Source organism: Paenibacillus sp. FSL R5-0923 (assembly GCF_038009145.1).
GTDB lineage: Bacteria > Bacillota > Bacilli > Paenibacillales > Paenibacillaceae > Paenibacillus_AQ.
Genome location: NZ_JBBPAT010000001.1, coordinates 1,273,287 through 1,298,676, shown reverse-complemented (window position 1 = coordinate 1,298,676; position 25,390 = coordinate 1,273,287). Strand labels below are relative to the sequence as shown.

Here is a 25,390-nt window from a genome sequence, read left to right as displayed (position 1 = left end):
AGGATTTGAAGCAAAAAAGAAATCTATATTATGAAGAAGGAGCCACGCTAATGATTAAGGTGATGATTGTAGATGACGATCCTTTTATTCGTCAAAGTCTGCAAGTACTGATAGGGATGGACCCCGATATTGAAGTGATCGGAGCTGCCAGTGACGGAAATGAGGCCTTGAATTTGCTCCAAGCGGGAAATATGGCGGATGTGATTCTGATGGATATTCGGATGCCAGGCTGCGGTGGTGTTGAAGGGACAGAGAAAATTAAGCAGGCTTTTCCTCAGGTTTCGATACTGATGCTAACTACCTTCGATGACGATGAGTATATCATTGAGGCGCTACGGAACGGAGCTAGTGGATATTTGCTCAAAAACATACCGCCTGACCGTATCATACAAGGTGTCAAAACAGTTAATGAAGGCAACATGCTGATTCACCCTGATATCGCGCGCAAACTAACCACCTTTCTACAGCCCGCGGCCCGTCCTGAATCTCCACAGGTACAGCCACTGGAATCTTTTGGACTGACCAAAATGGAATTGGCCGTTGTCGCCTCTATCGCTGAGGGGCATACCAACAAAGAAATCGCCGGACAGCTGTTTCTTAGCGAGGGTACGGTCAAAAATTACATAACGGATATTCTAAGTAAATTAGAGCTGCGAGATCGTACGCAAATCGCTATTTTCTATTTGAAGGGTGGACGGGGATAGGAGTTCTACAAAAAAGCCCGGACTCTATTTCCAGAGTCCGGGCTTGACTTTAGTTATCCTTCCGCTGATCCCTTCTTGGCTTCAGTAGCTTTGTTCCGTTTGAGTCGGCCGTTCGGAAGATGCCGGCTGCGAGTACCTGTCTTCATTGCGATGATGCTGAAGATGCTGGATGGCTTCGCCTCCGCAGTAACCGCTCCATCTGTCTCCGGTACCAGAATGATGCCGAGCTGATGATGGTCCCCGTCGTAAATCGGGCTCTGAAGGTATTTGCTCTCCCCTTCACGGTTCTGCACCTCCAGCTTGCAGAACGCTGGATTCATGCGCAGCGCCTCATGTAGCTGCGCGGCATCGGTCAACAGGACCCCGTTGACCTTCAGTAAAATCTCGCCGGGCAGTATGCCCAGCTCCTGTCCGGGACTGCCCGGCAGCACGGCCAGCACCTTGCGGCCGCGCGGTGGATGCACGAAGATGGGGCTGATGCTGCGCTCTTCCAGAGCGCTGTACCAGCTTAACCCTTCGTGCAGCACCATCGCTGCGAGCGCCGCGAGCAGGGTCAGCGGGCTCCACCAAGCGGCAAGCAGGCTTAAGCCGAGCAGGACGATGCTGTACATCAGCAGCCGTCCTGAAGTGCGGGCCGCCTTGCGCCCGGGCAGCATGCCCTGCGTCATCTCGCTGAAGCCGATGATGACGGGCAAAGAGACAATGCCAAGCCCGCCGCCCAGCAGCGGCTGCCATGGCAGATCCGTTCCTGCGCCCGAAGGGATCAGCAGGAACAGCGGCAGCGGCCAGAAAGCCTGCAGCTGATAGCCGCCGACAACCATGCCGCGCTTGCCCTTCAAGAAGAGGGGCGTCGCAAGCTTGGCCCCTTGCCAGCGGGCCAGCAGCGCCTCCGCCATATGCAGTAGCGCAGCTAGCACTAGCAATGCGGGAATATCCATCTCCCGTATGGCTGTTGTAATATTCCCGACCGTTCCGCTATGTAAGGCATCTGGAAAGAAAGACAGTACAAATTGAATCACACCTAGCAAACCTATAGAATAAGCGAAGCACAAATACCGTACACGCAATAGCGATAACACTATACTGACTACCCAAATGCAGGCCACAGCTGTACCTGATAAGGATACTCCTAACAATATGGCTGCAATAGAAACCACTAGTCCCATCACCAGCCCGCTCCACACCGTTCGCCACGTTTCTTGACCCCAGCTATGTAACTTCACATGAATTAGCTTACGTTCTAATGCCACCTGCCGACGGTAATACAACGCAATAAATATAATAGCAATATAGTAATATGGCTGGATCAATAAGTGTAAGAACGCAGTGCCCAAGCTTCCTAACCATTCCTGAATCACATTCAAACTGTTCGTCACACTCCTTTTCTTCCGGTTAATGATAAGTTTATAGCAAGCAGAGGCATCTTCGGCGTCCTTTAGAGACGACAAAAGATTCTGCTGCGCATTGAACTGTACCCTTCTGCCCTAAGTGTTTACCTTTCTAATCTTAACAGAAAAAAAGAAGGCTGAATTCAGCCTTCTTACTTTTTCGACGCTGCCGCCTTAATTTCCTTCTGAATCTCAGCAATCCCTCTATTCCGTTGGTTGTCGTTGGCAGGGTCCTGGATCACTTTGATCAGTGCCACCTCCAGCGCCTCCGCAGTCTTGGCATCAATCATGCCTGTGACTTGAAGTTTCGCTTCACTCTGGAATTTCTTCACTGCGTTCTTAGTGCCAGCATCGAAATAGCCATCTTTGCGACCAGGCTTGTAACCTAAGCCATCCAGCATCGTCTGTGCACTCTTCACATCACTGTTGTTCATGTTATATTGCAGCGTCACGCTTTTGTTAATCGGAGCCACTGAGAAGTAATCCGGCTGCGCTACCGCAATATCTGGTTTAATTCCTTTGCCGTGAATCCATGTGCCATCCGGTGTAAGCCATTTCGCAATGGTAACCTTCAGCAAGCTGCCGTCTCCAAGCTGTTTATCAAAGCTCGTCTGCACCGTGCCTTTACCAAATGAATTATCACCAATTAGCTTGGCTCCCGCGGACTGCTGCAAGGCTCCCGCCAATATTTCCGAGGCGCTCGCACTACCTTTATTCATTAGCACTACCACTGGATAAGCCTTACTTGATCCCTTGGAGGTACTAACTTCGCGTTTTTTATCTTTGTACTCAATTTGAACTATGTTTTTGCCAGCTGGAACGAACTCTTCAGCCATTTCAATCACAATCGGAAGGACACCACCTGGATCATTACGGACGTCAATGACCAGTCCCTTCATGCCTTGCTTCTCTAGCTTCCCAAGTTCTTCCTTGAATCGTTCTGCGGTATTTAGGGAGAACTGAGTAACCTCGATTACCCCTACTCCGTCTTTTTCCATGGTTGAGTAGACTGTCTCAAGCTTCACATCATCCCGTGTAAGGGCGAACTCCAGAGGCTCTACAGAACCTGAGCGTTGTATTTTCAAAGTAGCCTTACTGCCTTTAGGTCCGCGTATCTTCGCAACAGCAGCATTTAGATCCATGCCTTCTAGCGATTCTCCGTTAACGGACAAAATGACATCCTTAGCCTGAATTCCTGCTTTTTCAGCAGGTGAACCCTTGATTGGGGAGACCACGACTACCTTACCATTATCCGAAGAGACTTCTGCACCGATACCTGAAAAGGAACCCTCAATGCTCTCTTCAAATTTCTCAGCAGTTTCTTTACCCATATAGTTGGAATAGGGATCGCCTAGCGCTTCCATCATACCGTTGACAGCACCATCTATCAGCTTCTCCCGATCTACCGTCTCGTAGTAATTGCTCTCAATCAAACTGAGCGCAGTCCCAAGCTTCTGGGATTCCTTCTGCTGTAGACCTGCAACCTGCAACGCAGAGGCTAATCCTTGTCCTGCAGCTTGTCCAAAGACATGAGTATAACCCGTCACGCCCAAGGTTACTAAACTACCGCATAGCAGGGCGGCGACAATCATAAACGCCGCGGTGCTTTTTTTTAACATGATGTTCCCACCGTCCCTTCTTGTCCATCTTGTAAACAACATCCTAAGTCCGTCCTGAAAGGTACGGTATCTCTTCCAGTATATGCCGTACAATCAAATAATATGAGTTATAAGTTCGTTAAAAATTAGAGATAAGGCATAGGATTTACAATCTTACCGTCAATCCGTACTTCGAAGTGAAGGTGGGGACCCGTTGAATTACCTGTGGAACCAGATTCAGCAACCACATCTCCGCGATTGACTTTATCCCCGGCACTAACTCTAAGACCGCCTTTACGTATATGTCCGTAGAGCGTCCAAACTCCGCCTCCATGATCAATAATTACACAATATCCGTAACCGCTCCACCATTCAGCCAAGATAACCGTTCCGGAATCCGCCGCATGAATATTGGTTCCTTGTGGAACCGCAAAATCGACGCCGGTGTGTACTTTCCCCTTCTCACCCGTGATTGGATGTGTCCGTGGTCCATAAGGGGATGAGATTCTTGCGGATCCTACAGGAAGTAGAAACGGCCCATCTCCACCTGAATATCCCGTATCACTAGAGCTGGAGCTAGAACTACTGCTTCCCTTACTAGCTGCAGCTGCAGCCTTCTTGGCAGCCGCCGCAGCTCTACGAGCCGCTTCCGCCTTAGCCGCTGCTGCTCTGCGAGCGGCTTCCTCTGCCTTAATCTTATCCTTTTGCGTTTCCAGCGCAGAGCGTTCGCTTGCCAGTTTGACTAGCTTTTCATTCTGCTCTTCACTTAAATCATCACTTTCTTGAATTTGCTTATCATAGAAAGCGATAAGCTCCTGTTTCTCAGCTTCTTTCTCCTTCAGCAGACTTCTCTGTTGTTCCAAAGAAGTATACAGCTGCTTGGCTTGGGCATATTGCCCTTCAAGCTCTTGTTTCTTCTCTATCACCGTCTGCTTGTCCAACTTATGTTGAACTAACAGCTCCTGGTCCTGATCCACAATCATCTTAAGTGAATCCGCGCGATCCAGAAAATCAGCGAAGCTTGTCGAGGAGAGCAAAACATCCAAGTAAGAAACCGCACCATCGGTATACATTAATCGAACACGGGATCCTAAGACTTCCTCTCTAGAGGCGACTCGTGCTTCTGCTTTATCCAACTCCGTTGCCGTAACATTCAGAGATTGTTCTGTATCGGAAATTTGGGTAGAGATTTCGGTCATTTTGCCCTTAACTTGATCCACTTGCTGTAAGACATACTGCAGATTGAGATTCGTCTTATTCTTATAATGCTGTGCTTCCTGCGTTTGGGACGCCGCTTTCTCCTGCTGCGCCTTAGCTTCCTGCACCTCTTTTTGCAGCTGCTTTAGCTGCTTATCGATTTCGGCAACACTTGTTTTTTTGGCATATCCATCAGAGGGCTGGAATATAGTGACAGCTAGTAACATTACGGCTAGTCCGGCAGCAATCTTCTTCAACTTGCACTCCCCATCCTTCACTTTTTAATATTAAACTTTCAAGAACCTACGAATAGAAACCGTGCTTCCCCAGACGCCGATCAGCACGCCTAGTCCAACTAGTACACCGACGACCAGCATCCAAATATTATCGAACGGAATTAGCTGCAATTGGAGCATAGGATCTCCCTGTACGGTCGATTCCAAAGTGCTGTAACCCAAATACAAGACAACGGAGGTAATGAGCGATCCGATCAGACCGATCAATGCCCCTTCTATAAAGAAAGGCCAGCGAATAAAATAATTTGTCGCGCCTACGAGCTTCATAATGCCAATCTCCTTACGACGAGCAAGTATCGTAACCCGAATCGTATTAGAGATGAGGAACATAGACATGAGCCCCAGACCTGCTACAAAAATAAAACCAATGTTTCGTACAGCGCGTGTTATTTTGAACAAGGTTTCTATTGAGCCCTTGCCATATTTCACTTTGTAAATGGGCTGATCAGTATGTGTCTTGTTGAGTGCTTCAATCTTCTCAGCCACAAATGATACTGTAGTAGGTTCGACAACTTCTACCTTAAGCGTATCTGGGAGAGGGTTATTGTCTTCATCGAACCCTTCCAGAAGCTCAGCCGCGTCCTCACCCATATCTGCACGGAGATCTTTAAGTCCTTGATCCTTGGAGATGAACGTAATCTTGCTGACCTCCGGCATATTGCCAATTTCAGTCTGCAAAGTCTCACGCAACTTCTGATCTACATTTAGTGCCAAATGCACATTAATCTGTACCTGGCTATCTGCCTCATCCGCTACAGCATTCACATTAAGAACAAGAAGAATAAATACACCTAGGACAAAAAGAGAGACGACGATGGAAGTGATCGAAGCAATCGACATCCAGCCATTACGGAATACGCTTTTGAAGCCTTCCCGCAAGTGTCGCAAGAAGGTCTTAAAACTCATAGCCATATTCCCCTCTCGCCTGGTCTCTCACAATGTTTCCGTTCTCAATCGCAAGCACCCGCTTGCGCATTTTATTCACGATATCTCTATTATGGGTAGCCATTACAATTGTTGTTCCACGAAAATTAATTTCGTCCAGCAGCTGCATAATGCCCCATGAAGTCTCAGGGTCCAAGTTACCTGTAGGCTCGTCCGCAATAATAACAGATGGGTTATTAACGATAGCCCGAGCAATTGCAATACGCTGCTGTTCTCCACCTGAGAGCTGTGAGGGCTCACGATTTGCTTTATTTTTGAGTCCAACCAGATCGAGAACTTCATTCACACGTTTCTTGATGACCTTCTTCGGGGCTTCAATAACTTCCATGGCAAAAGCGATATTCTCATACGCTGTCATCCTTGGTAATAACCGAAAGTCTTGAAACACAACGCCGATATTACGGCGCACATATGGGATTTTACGTTGTTTAAGCTTCCCTATGTTAAAGCCTCCCACAGAAATTTGACCTTTAGTTGGCACTTCTTCTCTATAAATCAATTTCATAAAAGTAGATTTACCCGCGCCGGATGGACCGACAACATACACAAATTCATTGCGGTCAATTTTTACTGAAACTCCTTGCAGTGCGTGAGTTCCGTTAGGGTACGTCTTCCATACATCTTGCATTTCAATCATTTTCTCACTTCCCAATTATGACATTTTCCACTTGTGTGAATCGACAGGGTACAGCTTAAGTTTCCATAAACTTCAATATTTCCGCAATGTATCTATTGTAACAAATCTGTAACCGATTGAGTACCCCGTAACTGCCCCACTATTCGAAAGTTTTGTAATGTCTGTACATATACATATAAAAAGCACCTACTGTGCCGCTTGCAGAAGCCATCCAGGAAGGAGATTATTCATGAAAAAAATCCATCTTACCCTCATAATAGTCATTGCACTCATTCTTATCGGTTCATTAATCTATGGGGGACTTCAACTATATGGCCATAAAAACACGCTTCCAAAAGGTACAACCCTTGCCGGATGGGAGGTGGGCGGGCTGAATATCTCAGAGGTACGTTCCGAACTGGAGAAAAAGCTACAGGCCCTTGAATCTATCCCCCTTGTGTTGCAGGTCGAAGGGAATTCTGAGCTTACCCTCAAGCTTAAACAAGCTGGAATGACCTATGAAGCCGCTGCTTTTGAGCAAGGTCTACAAGATCTTACGGAGGGGCGGCTATGGGATCGTGTAAAAGCCCGCTACAACTTCCCCCAGAATTGGAGTCTTGAAGCCCATCTGGATATTGCTCAATTACAGACCATCTTAAGTCCCGCTTGGGAGAGAGAATCCTTCGGTGATCCAGTAGATGCTACACGGCGAATTACCGGGGATGATCGTGTAGTGTATACGTCCGAGAAGACTTCCCTTGAGGTAGACTGGACAGGAATGGTGACCTCACTATGGGCCGCTGCCCCCACTCGTTTTAGTCGACTACTCTCGCTGCAAGAGAAGGGAATTACTTTGGAAGTTCCATTAACCATATTACAACCGGACATCACTCTAAACGCTCTAAAGGAGCAAGGCATTGAGCGAAAAATCATGCAATTCAGCACCTCTCTCGGAGCAAGTGGACCTGGACGAATCTACAACGTCGAATCAGCAGCCAAAGCTGTGAACGGAACCGTGCTCCCACCTGGAGCCGTTTTTGACTATGGCAAAGCTATTGAAAAAGCAAAAATAGATTACGGCTTCCGCGAAGCGCCAGTCATTGTGAACGGTAAGCTACAAGCCGGCGTCGGCGGCGGAATCTGCCAAGTTTCCAGTACGCTGTACAATGCCGCTTTGCGCACCGGACTGGAGATTGTGGAGCGACGCAATCACTCCTTGCCGGTCAACTATCTACCCAAAGGCCAGGATGCCACCTTCGCTGAAGGTTATATCAACTTCCGTTTTCGCAATACGACTGGCAAATATCTAGTCATTAAAGCGGCTGTGCAAGGCCGATCACTAACGATCAAGCTCTTCGGTACTTTTCCGAAAAATGTTACATATAAGGTCCATTCACAAATCGTAGAGGTGCTGCCTCCAGTCGACAAGTACGTAAACGACCCTTCCCTCCCCCGTGGAGGCTCACGCGTTATACAAAATGGGAAGACCGGATATGTTGTTGAAACTTACAGCACCCGGTTTGTTGACGGTAAATCCACTGAGGTAAAGAAATTATCCCGTGACGTGTATTACGCACAAAAACGATTAATCGCCATCAATCGTGGAGGCGTAAGCAAATCTGTTATTCCAGAAGCACCTAGAAAGCAGTTGGTGGAGGATGGCGTTCGAAGTGAATAGATTACCTACAAAAAAAAACGGTCAGACCTCGTGAGGTTCTGACCGTTTTTGCTTGTTCATCTATTTTACCTGTAGATGACCTTTCTCGCCTTTAAAATTTACGATTCGGGGGTACATTAGAAATAGATCTATAATCAGAAAGGATGAACACCATGTCAACAGCTCTTGTAAATGATCTCTCTAATATTGTCCGCAGTGCACCTGCTATTTTCGCCTCACGTACTTGCAGAGAAGCCCTTCGCGTAATGTTCCAGCACCCAGAATCCAAATGCATCGTCGTCTGTAACGCCACGAATGAACCGCTTGGATTGTTAATGTGCGACCGTTTCTTTTTAAAAGCCACAGGAAGATCAGGAGTAGATCTGTTCTACAAAGAACCTGCCATGAAGCTCATGAACAAAACGCCACTCATTTTTGATATCTCCACTCCACTTGAATCCGTATTAGCTACTGCTATGAGCCGCCCAGATCCTATGAAGAATGACTGTGTCATCATTACCCGTAAAGGCAAATTCGCAGGTGTTGTTTATATCTCTGACCTGAAGCGCAGTTAGTTCAAAGCCCTACCATCATCTTTCCTCTAATACCTTCCCCTTTCCTCAGAAAAGAATATCCGGTGACGTGTCAATTCTCCAATATCCCTCCACTTTCTTCAGCTTCACATACACCGACTCACTGCTTTCCTGCGCACCTGGATAAGGAACGGTCAGTTCAAATTCAGCGGTTGTCGCAGTTTTAGAGAGCATGCGGGCGGTGGCTTTTTCATACATCAATAAATTGCCCACATCTGCATTAACCTGCGACATTCTTCCGTTATACTCCAAAAATTGAGTCTGCACATAATATGCCGCTGCATTGTGAGTGTAGGCTTTTTTTATGTAATTCATCAGCTTCGTCTTTGTGCCAATGTCACTGGAAAGATAACGGTACTCCTGCGCTTTATACGTGAAGGTTTCTATCGGGAAGATGTTTCCGCCTCGATTACTATAGAAATAAAGAGCTCTTGCATGGACTACGAGCGGTATGATACTTTTCACCGTCAAATTATTGATGGTAGCAGGGCCCTCTTTCCCAGGCGCAGACACAGCCACCTTCTTGATTGCCGTACTTCCTGCTGACGGTGAAGCTGCCATAGCTCCTCCACTTGCTGAGATCAGGCCTATGGAAAGGGCCAACGAACCAATCATCCACTTTTTGTTCATTCGGAATTCCTCCTTTTTGATCTGAAAAATACAGGCGATAGCCACTGTTCCAGCTTATGCACCCCGCAAGCTAAAATACCCAATAAACAGAGGAATGAATACGCATTTATATTTTATAGTAAAGAAAAAAATCCACCCTCCTGATTTACAGGAAAAGTGGAGTCGTGAAATAGTGTTATTACAACGGTTAGAAATCTAATTCGAAGATGGAGTAACAACCTCATAATAAGCTGTGAAAGCTACGTTAGCAGTCAAGATACTTTCAGGACTATCCTTAGATCGCTTTTCATAGGATTGCTGGAAATTAAACGAGTCTACATTCACTATACGTGCCAGCGCCTGTAGCTCATCCATCCACTGCCGTATGCTTGTATAGGTGCCCTCTACTACAGCAGTCATTTTGACTTGTTTGACCGTCGGGAACAGCACTTCAGCCGAACCAGTCATTTGCTGAATCGGATTAGCCTCATCCAAAATAAAGCTGACATCCTTTAAGCGTGCCTGTGAGGACATCCCAACCTCTCGTAAATCATCAATCAATCCTTCGCTGTCATCGCCTTTCGGGAGTGCTGCCAGAAGTTCCTGTTGTTCGGAATCTAAAGAAGTAGCGCTGCTTTTTAGTTCATTAATTTTAGTTTGAAGAATATCTGCTTCTTTCTCCAGCTGGCTGATCTCTGCGTTCTGTGCGGATATTTCCTTATTTGTCGGTTGAACACCCAGCATATAAAAGGCAAACAGCATCAAGAACAGAATCAATACACCCAGTACAATTGGAGAGCGATACTTATTGAACTGTTCCATCGCTGTTCACCTCCTCTTGGCTTGCATCCGTTCCATTTGTCTGTTGATTATTTGCTAATAAGTTTACTTTATAAATGGCTGTATACATATTTAAGGAAGTGGCTACATTCGTTGGCCCCGCACTCTGATCCACAGTCCCTTCGGTCAGCTTCGAAATAGAAGCATCCACTATAAAGGACATCTGACGCAGTTGTCTTAAATAGTTAGAGGCATCTACCATAGTAGGTACATTTACAGTCAAGTCAATCGATGTCCGGTAGGTGTAGTTAATGTCACGGAGAAAAGAATCCGGTGGCAACCCTTCGACTAATTCATCTAGTATGGGAACAGCAATCACCTTATTGTTCTGAATCTCTGCGATTGCCGTCTTCCGATCTAACTGTCCAGGTCCGCTATTCTTAAGCTTCCCAAGCTCTACCTGCAGCATTAAACTGCGATCCTGCAAGCCTTGCAGCTCCTCTTTACCATTAGAGATTTGACCCTTATTAGCCGAAAAATAAATCCCCGTCCCAATCGTTCCCACCAGCCAGATCGCCACAAGACCCATGGTCACATAGGGGAATAATAACGTCTCCCGATCTTCTCTTGGCAGTAGGTCAATTGTGTCCACGCTGATCATGCTTTTTAGAGCTGTCCCGGCCGCTACTCGGTAATCATTTAGCTCGAGATCAGACACAGCATCTTTACCCATCTGATCTAGGCTTTTCGGTGTAATCTCGAGTTCTGCCAGCGACTGCTGAAGCTCTAGGTCTAGCTGTTTGCGAATGGATGGGACACCTGTTACAACTAAGTTTTTGATACGAGTTGAGCCATCGTGCAAGCTATATTGGTAGAAGCTGAGCATCCGCGAGATTTCCGCAGTGATCTCCACCATTTGTTCCGGTGATAATTGCTCTTCCACAGCAACTGCTGTTTCTGCCAAAACTTCACTGTCTGCCATAAATTCCAATGCCGCAACATTTCGACCTTTATGCAGATCAAGCAAGTTAATCGTACGAATGAACACCGGATTCCCGTTTCTGAACATATAAACGTCCATGACGGATGGCTCTAGATTAATCAACATCGTTTCCGCAAAGCTTTCCCCATGTGCAGTTGCTATACTTCGCGCCAAGGCGGTTGCCGAAATTTCAACACTGCTTATTCGTAAACCCGCACGCTCCAAAATCTCTACATAATCCTGTATCGATTTCCGCGGAGCGGCAAATACGAGCAAATGGCTATGTTCCTCATCCACTGCGAGCGTCACATAGTCGTAAACAGGATTTTCAAATGGCAAATGCAGCCCCGTCTCCACTTCGAGCTTTACGAGCTGTTCAACCTGCTTATCGTTGGTACTTGGGATACTCATTTTGCGGATAATGATCTGCGAAGGTGGAATCGACAAGGAAACCTTGCTGCCCCTTAACCCTTCCTTCCTCACCCACTGCCTAACCCGATCATAAAGCGCCTCGCTATCCGCCACCTGATTCTCAATGATCATACCTGGAAGGAGCGGGAGATATCGTTTTTTGCGGACTTCCCATGACTGTTTATTCTTAAAACTAATATAACGGATTCCGGTAGCTTCAATTGAAAGCCCGGCCACTTTAGGGCCTAATCCAAGCATATGTCGATGTCCTCCTATCCGATGAGCGAGAGATATGCGCCAATGATGTCTGAACCATATCCGTAACTAATTAAAGCCCCTATTGCTAACCATGGACCAAAAGGAACCGGTTGTTTGCGTTTGATGATTCCGAGCAGCATTAGCAGTCCTCCGACCACACTTCCAAGCAGACAAGCCATCAAAAAAGCCAAAATCACATTCGGAAATCCAATCACCAAGCCTAGCAGCGCAAATAGCTTCACATCCCCGGCACCCATCCCTCCTAACAGAACAAAGGGGATAAGAGCCCCTCCCCCAAGCACAGCTCCCAGCAAGTGATGCCATAATGGCCCCTCTGGATAGAGCAATACAAGAATGAGCAGTATCGGCAAAAAGAACAGCAACACCTTGTTCGGAATCAGCATGTGCTTCAAATCCGCAACCGTCACAATAACCGCCAGACTCACCAGAATGAATCCAAGAATCCCCTTCGCCGTCAGCCCAAACTGCAAGTACACCCATAGAAAAAGCAAACCAGTTGCCGCTTCTCCTAACGGGTATAAAGGCGACACCCTTGTGCCGCAATAACGACACTTGCCTCCTGACAGCAGATAGCTTATCACCGGAAACAAATCCCGCGCCTTTAGCCGCGTATTGCAGTTCGGGCAATGTGACGGTGGATTAAGCAACGATTCCTTAGCTGGCACCCGCAGTGCCACTACGTTATAGAAGGAGCCTAGAGTCAGGCCCAGTAATGTGATGTAACTTGCGATGAATATCGTCATGGATGTCCTCTGTTGGCTTTCTGGATTTTAAAAAAGGAATCGGGAAGTCCGATTCCTTGGAGAAACAAATAGTGAGATATAATAACAGCATAAAGTTGTCAAATTACTTTGCTTTTGAACTCAAGACTTGTGTAGCTGTAAAAACACCTGTCGTTTTATCTGCACCAGCTGCTATTGGTTTGATTATAATTTTATCTAGTTGTCCTTCCTTGGTGTAATAAACTGTTGCCTCAGTGATCTTTACTTTTGAACTTGGAAGACTTATCTCCTTATCTAGAAAACCGTCTTTCTGCATTTCTTCAAGAGTTACTGTCACCGCAGTAGTGTCATCACTAAACTTCCCATCCTTTTCGCCCACAATGAATAATCTTGAAGCATCATAAATTTGACGAGCGGTTGCCACATCAGAATCCTCTTTTGCATTGGAAATTATGTTCCCAATCAAAGGTATCGCAATAACCGCAATAATACCCAAAATAACGATAACCGCAAGCAACTCGATCAGCGTAAACCCCTTTTGATTTTCCTCTTTGCTCAATCTTCTCTTAATGGCTTGTGCTAACATTTTATTTCCCCCTCTAAGTGGTGTGTGATAATAAGGCCTATATTTTTTTGTTTCAGTGAATCCAACTACACTAGTGATCCTTCCTTGTCCAGCGCCAGCAAAAGATCTGTGGCCCTGCCCCGCTCCCTCGGGCGTCACCCCTCTCAATATTTACAAGGAACCGCAAGGTTCACATATTGCCATACAGACTGAACATCGGCAGCATAATAGCGGCCACAATCACACCTACAACACCTGCTAGAAAAGCAATCAGCAATGGTTCAAGCAGTGACTTCAGACGATCAACGGTATTTTCTACGTCCATCTCATAGAAATCAGCTACCTTAGATAACATGGTGTCAAGCGCCCCCGTCTCTTCACCAATCGCAATCATCTGTGTTACTAGCGGCGGGAAGACCCATGCTTTTTTCAACGGTTCAGATAGTGGATTTCCTTGTCTCAGCGAATCACCTGCACTTCGGATAAATCCCCCAATGACCTTATTTCCTGCTACCTCTTCTACAATCACCAAGGATTGCAGGATCGGAACTGAGCTGGCATAAAGAGATGAAAAAGTTCGCGTAAACTGAGCAATCGAGCCTTTTTGATTCAGCTTGCCAAACACCGGAATCTTCAGCTTGGCATAATCGAGTGCGTAGGCTCCCTTTTCCGTGCGTTTTGTAATCTGAAAAGCTATCACTAGGAGGAGAACTCCGAGTATCCAGAAATACCATTGACCTTGAATGCTTTTGCTAAGGGCCAATACCATCTTTGTAATCCCCGGAAGCTCTGCATTCATCGATTCGAACATCGTTACAAACTGTGGAACTATCGCCCAGAGGAGGTATATAACCGCTCCAATCGCCATCACCCCAACCGTGATCGGATAAGTAAGCGCAGATTTAATCTTCTCTGTCGTCGAGTGCTGCTTCTCAAAAAACATCGCTAATCTGTCGAGCGTCCCTTCAATATCTCCGGATTCTTCACCGGCACGGATCATGCTGACGAATAGCTGCGGGAAGATTTTTTTATGATCCTGAACGGCTTGTGAGAACGATATCCCGCGCATCAGGCTAGAGTTCACATCTACTAGTGCTTTACGTAGTGGTTTACTTTCTGTTTGCTCTGCCAAAATACGTGTTGCATCCACAATCGAAACTCCAGCACGCATAAGCGTGGCAAACTGCCTACAATAAATAATGAAATGAAGTGGTTTGACTGGATTACCAATATAAATATCCATCGATAGAATCGTTGTTTTGCGTTCGATCAGCGAGAATACCGTAAGGCCCCGCTTGCGTAGCTCCTCCATTGCCGTAGGCTTATCTGTTGCGGTCAGCTTTCCTTTAATGGATTTGCCTGCGGTTGTCTTCACTTGATATTCAAAAAGAGGCATCAGCTATTCACCTCCGCCATAAATGCCTTTGCTGCAGCCGGGTGAATGAGCTCCTGTGATAAATACTCACGGATACTCATATCCAATGTATGCATACCTTGCGAGCGTCCGGTTTGCATCACATTTTTAATCTGATGTGTCTTTTCGGTACGAATGAGGTTTGCTACGGCAGGTGTATTCACTAAGATTTCTGTTGCACATATCCGCCCGCGTCCTCCTGCCCTTGGAAACAACCGCTGACTAACAACTGCCAGTAATACTGAGGCTAGCTGTGAACGAATCTGTCCCTGCTGATGACCCGGAAAAGCGTCAATAATTCGATCAATCGTCTGTGGTGCGTCTGTTGTATGTAAGGTTGCCATCACTAGATGACCTGTTTCCGCGGCAGTAACTGCTGCTGTAATGGTCTCCAAATCCCGCATCTCTCCAACGAGAATAACATCCGGATCCTGACGTAATGCGGCACGTAGTCCGCTCGCAAAGCTAGCTGTGTCATTACCCACTTCACGTTGATCCACTAGACAGGTTCCATGACTATGCAGAAATTCTATAGGATCTTCAAGTGTCACAATATGCTTGCTTTCGGTCTTGTTAATGTAATTCAGCATAGCTGCTAACGTAGAGGATTTACCGCTGCCCGTAGGCCCTGTAACTAATATCAAACCTTGTGGTTTAAGCGACAAAGTGGACAAAATCGGAGGCATCGACAGTTGTTCTAGACTCGGAATCTCTGCAGGAATGGCTCGGGCAGCAATACTAATCTCACCCCGCTGACGATAGACATTCAACCGAAATCTTACGCCGCCATCCAGCGGATAAGAAAAATCGACCTCACCTGCGCTCCGAAATACTTCGTTTCGTTCACTGCCAAGCAGCGCTTCTGCCATTTCAGCAGCTTCATCGGCTGCTACTGGTGCACCCTCAAGTGGGTAAAGCGTTCCATCCATACGTATAACTGGAGGCGAGCCTACAGAGATATGTAAGTCGGAAGCTTTGGAGGAGTAAGCTGTCTGCAAAAGCTGTCTTATATCCCGCGTATACGTTGGCATCCGCTGCTCCCCCTAGATTAAAATGCGATTCACCTTATAGATCCTAATGTGAGACCGTCTCACGCATGACCTCTTGTAACGTCGTGATTCCCTGACTAACTTTGAGTAGTCCGTCATCCATCAGTTGAACAAGTCCACGCGCTTTTCCTGCGACACGCAGTTCTTCTACCGAAGCAGTGTTCGTAATAAGCTGCCGCAAATGATCATCAATACTGAGTACCTCATGAATCGCTATTCGGCCACGATAGCCGGAACTGCTACAGCTACCGCAACCTCGACCGCGATGTAACTCATCTGCTGGCAGCCCTAAGCTACGTAACATAATCGCTTCCTGCTCAGACGGTTTGTAGGTTTCTTTGCAGTCGGTGCAGATTTTACGAACGAGCCGCTGCGCTACCACACCTATTAGTGAAGAGGCAATCAAGTAAGGCTCCACCCCCATATCTCGCAAGCGAGAGACGGAGCTAATTGCATCGTTTGTATGTAAAGTAGACAACACTAGATGACCTGTTAATGAGGCACGAACTGCAATTTCTGCAGTTTCCGCATCCCGTATTTCACCGACCATTACAATATTCGGATCTTGTCGGAGAATCGAACGTAGTCCCGCCGCAAAGGTTAACCCAATAGCCGAGTTTACGTGCACCTGGTTTACGCCCTCAAGCTGATATTCCACTGGATCCTCAACCGTGATAATATTTGCACTTTCTACATTGAGTTGATTCAGTGCTGAATATAAAGTTGTTGTTTTCCCACTACCTGTAGGTCCTGTAATTAGCAAGATTCCATAAGGACGAGCGATCATTTCTTTAAAAGCTTCCGCATTTCCTTCACTGAATCCCAAAGCATCTACAGATTTAACCCCAGTGCTCAAATCTAGCAACCGCAGCACAATCTTCTCTCCGTGCATCGTAGGCAATGAGGATACACGAATATCTACCATTTTGTAATCAAACTGCATTTTGATTCGCCCGTCTTGTGGCAAACGCCGTTCTGCGATATTCAGTCGGGCCATTATTTTCAGACGAGCGGTGATAAAGCCCTGCATCTGCTTAGGGATAATCCGCTCCGTCCGTAAGGTTCCGTCAATCCGATAGCGGATCGTTAGATTATTCTCACCTGGATCCATATGTATATCAGACGCCCGCAGAGCAACAGCCTGCTGAATCATCTGATTGACCAAACGTACGATAGGAGATTCCTCATCTGTAATCTCTGTCTCTTCTATTTCTTCTTGTGTAGGGAGCTCTACTAGCATCTGATTCATAGAATCACGCATCCCATAATGACGCGCAATCGCTCGCTGTAGCTCATCCCTAGTAGAAATAGCAGGTTCGATCCGGAAGCCAGTACTCATTCGCAAATCTTCTATCGCAAAATAATCCAGTGGATCGGCCATCGCAACCATCAGCTTACCTCCTTCTTTCAAGAAGGGAAGCACCTGATAACGCTTAGCCATACTTTCAGGAATAATCTGCGTAATCGCAGGATCAATCTGGTATTTAAATAAACTGACATGCGGAATGCCGAGCTGGAATTCAAGCACTTCAATCAGCTGCTGCTCCGTGATATAGCCTTGAGAGATTAGCAGATCGCCAAGCTTACGCTTGCTTTTACGCTGTTCCGCAAGTGCTTCAAGCAGCTGTTCCTGCGAAATAATATTATTTTCTACCAGCAAATCCCCAAGTCTCTTTTTTGCGATGGCCATGTCCGTTCAGCTCCATATGCCGTTATTGGTTATACCTTTATGCCTACTAGATAATGGATAATACTTGGAATAAACGGAGGATAAATTACCAGTTCCATTTCTGCAAAATAAGAAGATTATTTTTTCCATAATTAAGGATCTTATAAATTTGTCAAACTAGCGTATTTTTCAATACACTTGGGACTTTAGTAATAAGTTTATAGGTATATTTCAATAGATTTATGTTGTCTATCAATGCTGAATGTCCTAGAATGTATATAACATAGATTGGATAATTTTACAACGAATTCAGTTGAAAAAGCTGTCGGAAACTAGCATATACAACATACAATTCGACCATATCTACCAATAGTTAACAATCAGGGAGAGATGAACATGAAATTTGCCAGTAACAAAAGGATCTATCTTTTTACAGTAACGATCTTGCTTCTCCTTCTGCTTGTTCCGCCACTCAAAAATCACTTCACGAATGTAGAAGCTAGTTCAAATGATTACCAAATACGGATGCTTGAAATTACGGATAGTGGAAGCAGCGAGTTAACATCTCTAAAAGCAGGATTATCTAACTTCACAGTGGATACCATGAGTATGAAGCGCTTTGTGGCGCTGCGGGATGATTTGGATGGAAGATATGATGCGATTTATATTGGGAAGGGGACTTACAGTACGAGTGGTGTTTCTGGAAAAGACCATAATACCAAATTAGTTATGAACGACATTACTAATCTAAAAGCTAAAGAAATCACCGATTATTTTATTAATAAAGGGTTATACGTAATTTTCCACAAGCAGCCCTTCTCAACTCCAACACAAAACGGAATTTTATATAAGACCTTTAATACATACCAGGCATTAACTCCAAAATCTAATGTTCTATTCTTTAATGATTCTGAGTTAAATACCTTTATCTCTGAATTGAAAAAAAGTAATTCTACTTATTTGTCCAAAATGAAGCAAAGACCTCAACTAGAGATTACTAACAAGAGTCAAATTATCGAATACGGTGCGAGTGTGCCCAAGATCTATAGGCCCGGCGACGAGCTCACATTCAAGTTCAATGTTTCAAATGTTAATTTAGGAACGAATCCTATACTTGTTAAGCTCTATCTGGGCTTAGATAAGTCCATAAAAATGACTGAAGATCAAGTCGTTGCTACTACGTCCTTGAGCACTTCGGCAATCGGTGAAATCAAATATAAGCTTCCTAAGACTTATTCAGGTCTATTATATTGGAAGCTAGAGGCAGTAGATTCTTTGAATCAAAAAGTTCTAAGTGATTTCACTACCGGCACTATTCAATTTAAGGGTAAGAAGACGATGGTTAATGTATTGCAGATATTACCTGATGGAAATAATGACAGCCAACTCATTAATAATGAATTAGTTATGGATCCTAGCTATCTACAAAACGTATCTAAGGACTACGAACTAGTTATCGAAACAAAATCAATGACTCAGTTCAATGAATACATTAAAAGTAAGGAAAACTCTACTCCAAAATACGGCTTGAATGGCACATATGACATGCTCCTGTTTGGATTCCGGGATGTATACAATGAAAAAGCTCTAATTGATGAGCTCTCCTCGAATGCTGTATTAAATTTCATCAATGATACCAAGCAAAGTGTTATGTTCACTCACGATACTATTTATATTGCCAGCAACAACAAGAGTAGCCAATGGATTAATAAGTTCCAAGGAATCACAGGTCAAACCAGCCCTCAAACCAATTTGGGCTTAAATGCTCCGAGTACATCAACCTCTGTTACTCCTGTGAACGATGGATTGCTAACTCAATATCCTTTTAATTTAAGCGAGCAAGATGATAAGAATAAGGTAGCCAACACACATAATCAATACTTTACCCTTGACTTAGAAGATTCCACTATCATTCCTTGGTACAACATTACTGGAAGTAATCGGGATATTAACGACAGCTGGAACCACTACTATACGTACTCTAAAGGGAGTGTAACTTACTCAGGAACCGGACACATCATCGGAACATCTTATAATAGAACTCAAGCAACCTCTTTCCCAAAATGGGAACAAAAGTTGTTCGTAAACACGATGTACCGTGCATTTACAGGTGCCAATCATGCTCCAGAAATTACTGTGCATACACCTATGGACAAAAGCATTAAACCTTCTTACCAGAACCAACTGGTCGTCAGCTATACAGTCGATGACTGGGATTTGAAAGACAAGAACCTATTTACCAGTATTAAGTTTAAACAAAACGATAATGTAATTACCGGCTATACAATGAACGAGAAAGCAATTTTATCTGGAGAGACCGTTACGCAAAATTTTAACAATCCTCTTCCTGCAGGGGGAAATCTTCAAATTGAGATTACTGCCAGGGACAGACAAGGTGCAATCTCTACTAAAACTATAAATGTAACCGTTCAAAAAATCGAATCAAACCTTACGATTCAACGTACACAGTCTAACTCTACTGTTGAAAAAGGGAATCCGATCACTTTTACGTACACAGTAACGCCAAACGCTGTTCCTTATCTTGCTGTTGATCCAGGTGAGCAAGGGATTGAAGATCTAGTGATCTCAAACGTTCAATTTGAAGAGAAATTTCCGCCTAATCTGGAATTTAGTGATCCTCTTCCAGAAGGCATGAGTAAAAGCGGTACTTTAATCGAGGGATATACTCTATCTAAAAATTTAGGGAACATTAACTATAAGTTAACAGAAAGTAACAACGTCAAATCTTATACACCGATAAACAATTCTGCTAACACTTTTAGTCTTACTGCAATTCCACAAGAAAAGAAGGCATACCTATTGGATAATTCTAAGATTTATTATGATGAAATCCATGCAGCAACATCTTCATTCCCTGGCTCTAATGCTCCAGTCTCATCACTGGGTATAGCTAATGATTATTCAATCTTTATGCTAGAGAACATTGATTTCCCAAACAATGGATTCACAAATAATTGGCGTATAGCAGCAGGTGGGAATATAAATATTGCATCATTTAGTTTAGGAGGTTCATTAACAAATGCCGATACTACTGCAACTGTTGTGGCAGGTAGAAACTTGACCTTAAATGGTGGTTCAATGAAAGGGATGGCCTATTACGGTGGCAATATAACGGCTCCAGCCTACCTTATTAATCAAACTCAGCATAAAGACAACTATATTGATTTTACTGAGGTTGGGAAAAAACTTAAAAATCGTTCATTGTATTATGCAGCAATACCGGAGACGTCCAAATCAACCGATCTGTATCAGACCATTACTCTAAAGGGAACCGATCCTAAACTTAACGTATTTCATTTAAATCCAACCAATGGAAGTATTAATAGCCTGAGCATTGATACTCCAAGCACTTCCACTACTGTTGTCAATATTTCCGGGGAAAATGTAACCATCAGCAATGGCACCAACACCCTTACAGGTGTAAGCAGTAAAAACGTGTTATACAATTTTTATGAAGCAACATCATTTAGCCTACGCGGATACAAATTATATGGTACTGTTCTGGCTCCATTAGCAAATATATCTTTCACTGGTGATATTGTTGGCTCATTTATCGGAAAATCAATCTCAGGTTATAATGGTGGGCACAGTATCGATCTGTCTCCATTCACCGGAGATTTACCGAACCCTACACCAGTCACCCGAGAACGGGTAACAATAAGTTTCTCTCCGATTTCCTTTGAAGCTATCGTTAAAGTAGCGAACATTAAACTTCAAGATACAGTGATTCGGGTAGATAGTGAACTGAAACTGCTACCGGTCATAACACCTGAAGATGCCAACAACAAAGAAGTCAGTTGGTTGTCTAAACAGCCGGATATAGTCTCTATTAGTGACACCGGAGTAATAAGAGGTCTAAAAGCCGGAGAAGCAACATTAGTGGTTACAGCTAGAGATGTAAGAAGCGATGGTAGCCACGTCTTTACTACTGCAAAAGTAAAAGTCGTTTCAGCTGATTTAACGATTACAGGAGCTAAGGACGCTATAGTCGGTGAGAAAGTTCCCTTCGAAGCTAGTTATGAGCCCTTTGATGAAACCATAATTGGCTACGAATGGTCCATCAAACCAGGGGCGAATTCAGCCAATGCTACAATAACTAAAAATACCGATCCATCTATTGGAAGTAAAGCAACCTTGCTGGCTAATCGATCTGGATCAGTGACAATTGTGGCCACAGTCAAAACTGATCGGAAGCCTAACGGTGCTATCTATTCAAAAGAACATACCGTTACAATTACAAATCCTGTTCGTGAGATACAAATTAATGGGGATTCTTTTGTAAACATCGGAAATGAAATACCGTTAAATGTGTCTGTCGTTCAACCTGTAGAGAATTCCGATCCGGTTGAATACGTATGGAGCCTGGAAGGTGATGGAAGTAATTATGCAACATACGTACCTACCCCTGATAACAAAACTATAAAGTTAAAGGGCAACAAGTTTACCAAATCAGTCAAGGTCAAAGTGATTGTAAAAGGATCCTCCCCTGTTATTGAAGCCTTTAAAGAAATAGCAATTGGTGTTAAATTAACTAACCTATCATTACCCTCGCCATTCAAAATAGGAGTTGGGCCGGATAATTCCAGAGATTTATTTAATAACGGTCTTGTACTTTGGCCAGAAAGCTTAATCAAAAATGACTTTAAAGATAAACTCCTCTGGACAAGCAGCAACACAGCCATCCTGACGGTTTCAGCAGATGGTAAAATAACCGGTCTAAAGAAGGGGAAAGCCACTATTACTGTTTCGTATATTGAAGACCCTAAAATCCAAGCCTCTGTAGAGGTAACTGTAGAGAATGAAGATCGGTACTAAAAAGACAACCCCCCCGAGTCGCAAAGATACTGCGTCTCGGGGGTTTTATATTCCACATTTATATCATAGCCTACTCCAACTGCATGTCTTCTACGCTAATATTCACTGACTTCACACGGGGAAGCCCAGCCTTCTGATCTTCAAAGATCTTATCGTTATAAGCTGCCTTGAACCGGATTAACTTGCTGTTGTTGTCTATTACAATTTCATTGTCTTTCCCTACAGCTGTTCCCCGCACAGCATTTATAGTAAGATTGCCCTTTGCAAAGAATCCTCCGCTAAGCGAGAACATAGATCCTACACCATATAAATCGGCTTCAGAATCTGTATAGAAAAAGGCATCTAACTGAGTAGGAGTGTTACTGAAGGCGGCCAAGCGATTAATTAGTATTGGCCCACGGGAGATCAATACAAGTTCCTTATCACCCAAGCCTTGAAGGGTTGCATCTTCCACCAATGTAGTATGTTCGAGGATCCCATTAATAGTCGAGGGTTCTTTAAGTACAAACATGGTGGAATCAATTTGAACGTTACCTCTAATTTCTACCTTTCCAGTTACCAAAATATTAGCACGTATCTGCACTGGTTGGTTATTACCATAATTATCAATGATTAGATTTCCGTCTACAATGAACCACTTACGAGATGGTGTTGTGTTTTTGTCATCTTCTGAATATAAAATACCCGGAAAGTCTCCACTGCCGTCCAGATCCAAATCTCCTTTATAAATAACTGATTTGGTTGGATTCTTTATAATGTTTACTGTTTCATTGTATTCCACCATCTTCTCAACAAAGTCCTCCTGAGCCTCAGGCGAATCATCCATAAGAACTGGTTTGATCAAGTCAACCTGGTCAATAGCATCAAAATTATAAAGATTCATACCTGATAAATAAGATGCTAGTTCTCCTTCAGCAAGCTTATTCCTAATCGTAGTTCTGTCAGCCCCCGCCCCTATTGCTTCCGCCACTTTATCCACAAATGAACCCTCAACATTAACTTCTACAAACGTTCGACGGTTTCTAATTCCCACCTTATCTTGAGGAATCTTACCATTCATAGAAGTTTCTTCTGTAATTTCAGAAGCCTTTATTTCACTTTTTCCAGCTTCCCTATAAATTAGTTTATCAAGGGATTGGACATGCGCCTCCCCATCCAGCTCAAAGGGACGTGATACTATCGAACCACCATTCTTTCTATAGATATACTCAGCCTTGTCGCTGATAATTAGTGTATCTCCTGCGTAAATATTCCCAATAATTAATGGAGCTCCATTAATTGTAAGATTCTTTTCTGACCCTATAGTGTATTTAAGAAAATCTGGAAAAGTGTCTATAAACACCCTCTGCTTAAGGTTACGCTTGACACCGTTAACTTCAGCCTCCGACTTGATAGTCACTATGTATCTGACCAACTGTCCATTTCCAATCGTTCCCTCTATCGGATATGTAATTTCATTTATTTTCCCACTTGCATTTGCCAAACCAGTACTTGTCTTAAGGCCTGCCGAAAGTGTATCTGGAAGTGTGGTTGGAAGTGTGGCCAAAAAATTCTTTATAGCCTGATCCAAGTCTTCTTGGCTCATATCTATATTACTTTCTATTTTTTTATTTAAGCTCGATGTAATATACGCCACAGCCTCATCAAGCGTTTTTTCAGCTAAGTGTAGACTTTGCACATCATTTTTACGCGTCTCTGTACGCTGTGCGCCACCTATTGTCGCGCTCAGCACACTCAATCCTAGAATAGTAAGAAGTAGTAGAATGAACATTACCAATACAAGTGCCGAACCTCTCTCTTCCTTTAAACGTTTTAACTTGATATGAGCTTTCTTGACATAGGCATACCTAGTAGGTTGTCCCGTCATTATGTGATTCCTCCTAAAAACCAAATTTGCTCACCATCTCCATATCATATGTCCTTCCATCGTAATGCTGAGTTAGAAGTAGTTTTATATCGACCAGTCCGCTTCTACAAGATATATTAGCCTTGCAATCCGTACCATTAGAATTGGTAGAAACAATCGTAGAACCAGAAAGATCGGAATGAATCGAGGTGCGAGGATCGTTTATGACACTATTTATGGTAAGTGTAGTAATACCACCTTCCCCACCCTTAACAAATTGAATAGTTCGTGTAGATATTACACCATCTGAATCCTTTATCAAATTCAATCCGCTTGTCGTATTCTCCACTCTAGTAGGCCCAAATACATATAATTCATTAATGATAGATGACATAATCAAATCTGCTTCCTCACGAAGAGAGTTCTCAATCGTTATTTTGTGATAGCTTCGAAACCCAAACATCGTCACCATAGAAATAATCCCTACAACCATGGAGAAGATAGTAAGGGCTGCGATCATTTCAATTAGAGTAAAACCCTGCTGATTTTTTAGACGGTTAGCGAATCTTCTCATCCGTAATATATCCCTCCACCACCGTAGTGTACGTTTCCCCTCCTGGCCCTCCATTCCCACTCACTTCTACCTCGACAGGTATCAGATAGGGTGCCATTTCACTCTTACGAGTATCGACCCCTCCACCACTATCCTTTCCCTCTTGCATCTCCTGATGAAGTTGAGACTGGTAGCGAATATTAATCTCATATTTGATGTTGTTAATGATTGGATTTAATACATCTGGTAGTGCTCCTGAATTCACAAAAATATCGCTATATACGCATGTTAATTTCGTTGTACACTCTGAAGCCTTGATCATCGGCAGTTCCCCACCTGCATCTACAATCTTCTTATGCTCTAGTGAATCTGTTACAAAAAAATTACTCATTTCCTCAAAATCCTGCTTCTCCACATAAAACAGCGCGTTCCGCGCCAGATTGACCATAATCGTCTTGTTCTGGTTCGATTTAGAGTAACTCATGGCGTTTGTAAAGTAAGACGTAAGTACCAGTGAAACTATCGACAAGATCACAATAGCGGCCAGCACTTCGATCAATGTAAATCCTTTTTCCTGCTTTAGGCCTGATTTCATCCTACTTTCTTCCTCCCGCCTACGAGAATGCTTTCATATTTGCACGTTTTTTCCTTAATTTTCTACTTCCATTATATTCTCTCATA

At 44.1% G+C, this 25,390-nt stretch carries 20 protein-coding genes; 4 read left to right on the top strand and 16 right to left on the bottom strand.

The window, feature by feature from the left end; all coding sequences use genetic code 11:
* Positions 1–50 precede the first annotated feature (50 nt).
* Positions 51–704 (top strand): response regulator transcription factor, encoded by a 654-nt coding sequence (locus MKX35_RS05710; RefSeq protein WP_076285705.1) that lies wholly within the window; start codon positions 51–53, stop codon positions 702–704.
* 53 nt (positions 705–757) lie between these two features.
* On the opposite strand, the gene MKX35_RS05705 is transcribed toward MKX35_RS05710, so the two are convergent.
* The 5 genes from MKX35_RS05705 to ftsE all read right to left on the bottom strand — a co-directional run bounded on the left by MKX35_RS05705 (position 758) and on the right by ftsE (position 6,765).
* Complete coding sequence (locus MKX35_RS05705) at positions 758–2,068, bottom strand: PDZ domain-containing protein (protein ID WP_076297872.1); 1,311 nt, start codon at positions 2,066–2,068, stop codon at positions 758–760.
* Between the two features lie 176 nt (positions 2,069–2,244).
* A complete protein-coding gene (locus MKX35_RS05700; RefSeq protein ID WP_076297873.1) occupies positions 2,245–3,711 on the bottom strand; it encodes a S41 family peptidase in 1,467 nt (488 codons plus the stop codon).
* 125 nt (positions 3,712–3,836) lie between these two features.
* On the bottom strand, positions 3,837–5,144 hold the full coding sequence (locus MKX35_RS05695) for a murein hydrolase activator EnvC family protein (RefSeq protein ID WP_042192315.1): 1,308 nt from the start codon (positions 5,142–5,144) through the stop codon (positions 3,837–3,839).
* Between the two features lie 30 nt (positions 5,145–5,174).
* The gene (ftsX, locus tag MKX35_RS05690) at positions 5,175–6,089 is read right to left on the bottom strand and encodes a permease-like cell division protein FtsX (protein ID WP_042192317.1); all 915 of its coding nucleotides are present in this window, start codon (positions 6,087–6,089) and stop codon (positions 5,175–5,177) included.
* The gene (gene ftsE / locus MKX35_RS05685) at positions 6,079–6,765 is read right to left on the bottom strand and encodes a cell division ATP-binding protein FtsE (RefSeq protein ID WP_042192319.1); all 687 of its coding nucleotides are present in this window, start codon (positions 6,763–6,765) and stop codon (positions 6,079–6,081) included. The genes ftsX and ftsE overlap by 11 nt, the downstream gene beginning before the upstream one ends.
* Before the next feature lie 229 nt (positions 6,766–6,994).
* Between ftsE and MKX35_RS05680 the strand changes: the two genes are divergently transcribed.
* On the top strand, positions 6,995–8,422 hold the full coding sequence (locus tag MKX35_RS05680) for a VanW family protein (RefSeq protein WP_076297874.1): 1,428 nt from the start codon (positions 6,995–6,997) through the stop codon (positions 8,420–8,422).
* A gap of 152 nt (positions 8,423–8,574) precedes the next feature.
* Complete coding sequence (locus MKX35_RS05675; RefSeq protein WP_076297875.1) at positions 8,575–8,976, top strand: CBS domain-containing protein; 402 nt, start codon at positions 8,575–8,577, stop codon at positions 8,974–8,976.
* 45 nt (positions 8,977–9,021) lie between these two features.
* Here the strand turns inward: MKX35_RS05675 and MKX35_RS05670 are convergent, their stop codons facing one another.
* The 8 genes from MKX35_RS05670 to MKX35_RS05635 all read right to left on the bottom strand — a co-directional run bounded on the left by MKX35_RS05670 (position 9,022) and on the right by MKX35_RS05635 (position 17,495).
* Positions 9,022–9,624, bottom strand: a complete 603-nt coding sequence (locus MKX35_RS05670; RefSeq protein WP_076297876.1) for a DL-endopeptidase inhibitor IseA family protein — start codon at positions 9,622–9,624, stop codon at positions 9,022–9,024.
* A gap of 195 nt (positions 9,625–9,819) precedes the next feature.
* Entirely contained in the window at positions 9,820–10,425 is a 606-nt protein-coding gene (gene pilO / locus MKX35_RS05665) for a type 4a pilus biogenesis protein PilO (protein ID WP_076297877.1), read from the bottom strand.
* Positions 10,409–12,034 carry a pilus assembly protein PilM gene (gene pilM / locus MKX35_RS05660; protein WP_076297878.1) on the bottom strand — a complete coding sequence of 542 codons (1,626 nt, stop codon included), beginning with the start codon at positions 12,032–12,034 and terminating at the stop codon, positions 10,409–10,411. The genes pilO and pilM overlap by 17 nt, the downstream gene beginning before the upstream one ends.
* A 14-nt stretch (positions 12,035–12,048) precedes the next feature.
* Positions 12,049–12,798, bottom strand: a complete 750-nt coding sequence (locus MKX35_RS05655; protein WP_076297879.1) for a prepilin peptidase — start codon at positions 12,796–12,798, stop codon at positions 12,049–12,051.
* Between the two features lie 103 nt (positions 12,799–12,901).
* Positions 12,902–13,363 (bottom strand): type II secretion system protein, encoded by a 462-nt coding sequence (locus tag MKX35_RS05650; RefSeq protein WP_076297880.1) that lies wholly within the window; start codon positions 13,361–13,363, stop codon positions 12,902–12,904.
* Positions 13,364–13,532: 169 nt separating this feature from the next.
* Positions 13,533–14,738: a type II secretion system F family protein gene (locus MKX35_RS05645; protein WP_076297881.1), complete on the bottom strand. Its 1,206-nt coding sequence runs from the start codon at positions 14,736–14,738 to the stop codon at positions 13,533–13,535.
* A complete protein-coding gene (locus MKX35_RS05640) occupies positions 14,738–15,787 on the bottom strand; it encodes a type IV pilus twitching motility protein PilT (protein ID WP_076297882.1) in 1,050 nt (349 codons plus the stop codon). The genes MKX35_RS05645 and MKX35_RS05640 overlap by 1 nt, the downstream gene beginning before the upstream one ends.
* Before the next feature lie 43 nt (positions 15,788–15,830).
* Complete coding sequence (locus MKX35_RS05635; RefSeq protein ID WP_076297883.1) at positions 15,831–17,495, bottom strand: GspE/PulE family protein; 1,665 nt, start codon at positions 17,493–17,495, stop codon at positions 15,831–15,833.
* A 375-nt stretch (positions 17,496–17,870) separates the two neighbouring features.
* On the opposite strand from MKX35_RS05635, the gene MKX35_RS05630 reads away from it, so the two are divergent.
* Complete coding sequence (locus MKX35_RS05630) at positions 17,871–22,310, top strand: DUF5057 domain-containing protein (RefSeq protein WP_076297884.1); 4,440 nt, start codon at positions 17,871–17,873, stop codon at positions 22,308–22,310.
* 70 nt (positions 22,311–22,380) lie between these two features.
* Here the strand turns inward: MKX35_RS05630 and MKX35_RS05625 are convergent, their stop codons facing one another.
* From MKX35_RS05625 to MKX35_RS05615, 3 genes are read right to left on the bottom strand one after another with little or no spacing between them, the layout of a single operon-like run.
* Positions 22,381–24,177: a hypothetical protein gene (locus tag MKX35_RS05625; protein WP_076297885.1), complete on the bottom strand. Its 1,797-nt coding sequence runs from the start codon at positions 24,175–24,177 to the stop codon at positions 22,381–22,383.
* Positions 24,178–24,190: 13 nt separating this feature from the next.
* Positions 24,191–24,730, bottom strand: a complete 540-nt coding sequence (locus MKX35_RS05620; protein WP_076297886.1) for a type II secretion system protein — start codon at positions 24,728–24,730, stop codon at positions 24,191–24,193.
* A complete protein-coding gene (locus MKX35_RS05615) occupies positions 24,714–25,304 on the bottom strand; it encodes a type IV pilus modification PilV family protein (RefSeq protein ID WP_076297887.1) in 591 nt (196 codons plus the stop codon). Before MKX35_RS05615 ends, MKX35_RS05620 begins: the two co-directional genes overlap by 17 nt.
* Between the last annotated feature and the right edge of the window lie 86 nt (positions 25,305–25,390).

What these genes read in the sequence shown, in the direction of transcription:
- MKX35_RS05650 (WP_076297880.1), bottom strand. Translation starts at nt 13,363, where the DNA reads ATGTTAGCACAAGCCATTAAGAGAAGATTGAGCAAAGAGGAAAATCAA.
- ftsE (WP_042192319.1), bottom strand. Translation starts at nt 6,765, where the DNA reads ATGATTGAAATGCAAGATGTATGGAAGACGTACCCTAACGGAACTCAC.
- MKX35_RS05640 (WP_076297882.1), bottom strand. Translation starts at nt 15,787, where the DNA reads ATGCCAACGTATACGCGGGATATAAGACAGCTTTTGCAGACAGCTTAC.
- MKX35_RS05700 (WP_076297873.1), bottom strand. Translation starts at nt 3,711, where the DNA reads ATGTTAAAAAAAAGCACCGCGGCGTTTATGATTGTCGCCGCCCTGCTA.
- MKX35_RS05710 (WP_076285705.1), top strand. Translation starts at nt 51, where the DNA reads ATGATTAAGGTGATGATTGTAGATGACGATCCTTTTATTCGTCAAAGT.
- MKX35_RS05680 (WP_076297874.1), top strand. Translation starts at nt 6,995, where the DNA reads ATGAAAAAAATCCATCTTACCCTCATAATAGTCATTGCACTCATTCTT.
- MKX35_RS05625 (WP_076297885.1), bottom strand. Translation starts at nt 24,177, where the DNA reads ATGACGGGACAACCTACTAGGTATGCCTATGTCAAGAAAGCTCATATC.
- ftsX (WP_042192317.1), bottom strand. Translation starts at nt 6,089, where the DNA reads ATGAGTTTTAAGACCTTCTTGCGACACTTGCGGGAAGGCTTCAAAAGC.
- MKX35_RS05655 (WP_076297879.1), bottom strand. Translation starts at nt 12,798, where the DNA reads ATGACGATATTCATCGCAAGTTACATCACATTACTGGGCCTGACTCTA.
- MKX35_RS05635 (WP_076297883.1), bottom strand. Translation starts at nt 17,495, where the DNA reads ATGGCCATCGCAAAAAAGAGACTTGGGGATTTGCTGGTAGAAAATAAT.
- MKX35_RS05675 (WP_076297875.1), top strand. Translation starts at nt 8,575, where the DNA reads ATGTCAACAGCTCTTGTAAATGATCTCTCTAATATTGTCCGCAGTGCA.
- pilO (WP_076297877.1), bottom strand. Translation starts at nt 10,425, where the DNA reads ATGGAACAGTTCAATAAGTATCGCTCTCCAATTGTACTGGGTGTATTG.
- MKX35_RS05630 (WP_076297884.1), top strand. Translation starts at nt 17,871, where the DNA reads ATGAAATTTGCCAGTAACAAAAGGATCTATCTTTTTACAGTAACGATC.
- MKX35_RS05670 (WP_076297876.1), bottom strand. Translation starts at nt 9,624, where the DNA reads ATGAACAAAAAGTGGATGATTGGTTCGTTGGCCCTTTCCATAGGCCTG.
- MKX35_RS05645 (WP_076297881.1), bottom strand. Translation starts at nt 14,738, where the DNA reads ATGCCTCTTTTTGAATATCAAGTGAAGACAACCGCAGGCAAATCCATT.
- MKX35_RS05620 (WP_076297886.1), bottom strand. Translation starts at nt 24,730, where the DNA reads ATGAGAAGATTCGCTAACCGTCTAAAAAATCAGCAGGGTTTTACTCTA.
- pilM (WP_076297878.1), bottom strand. Translation starts at nt 12,034, where the DNA reads ATGCTTGGATTAGGCCCTAAAGTGGCCGGGCTTTCAATTGAAGCTACC.
- MKX35_RS05615 (WP_076297887.1), bottom strand. Translation starts at nt 25,304, where the DNA reads ATGAAATCAGGCCTAAAGCAGGAAAAAGGATTTACATTGATCGAAGTG.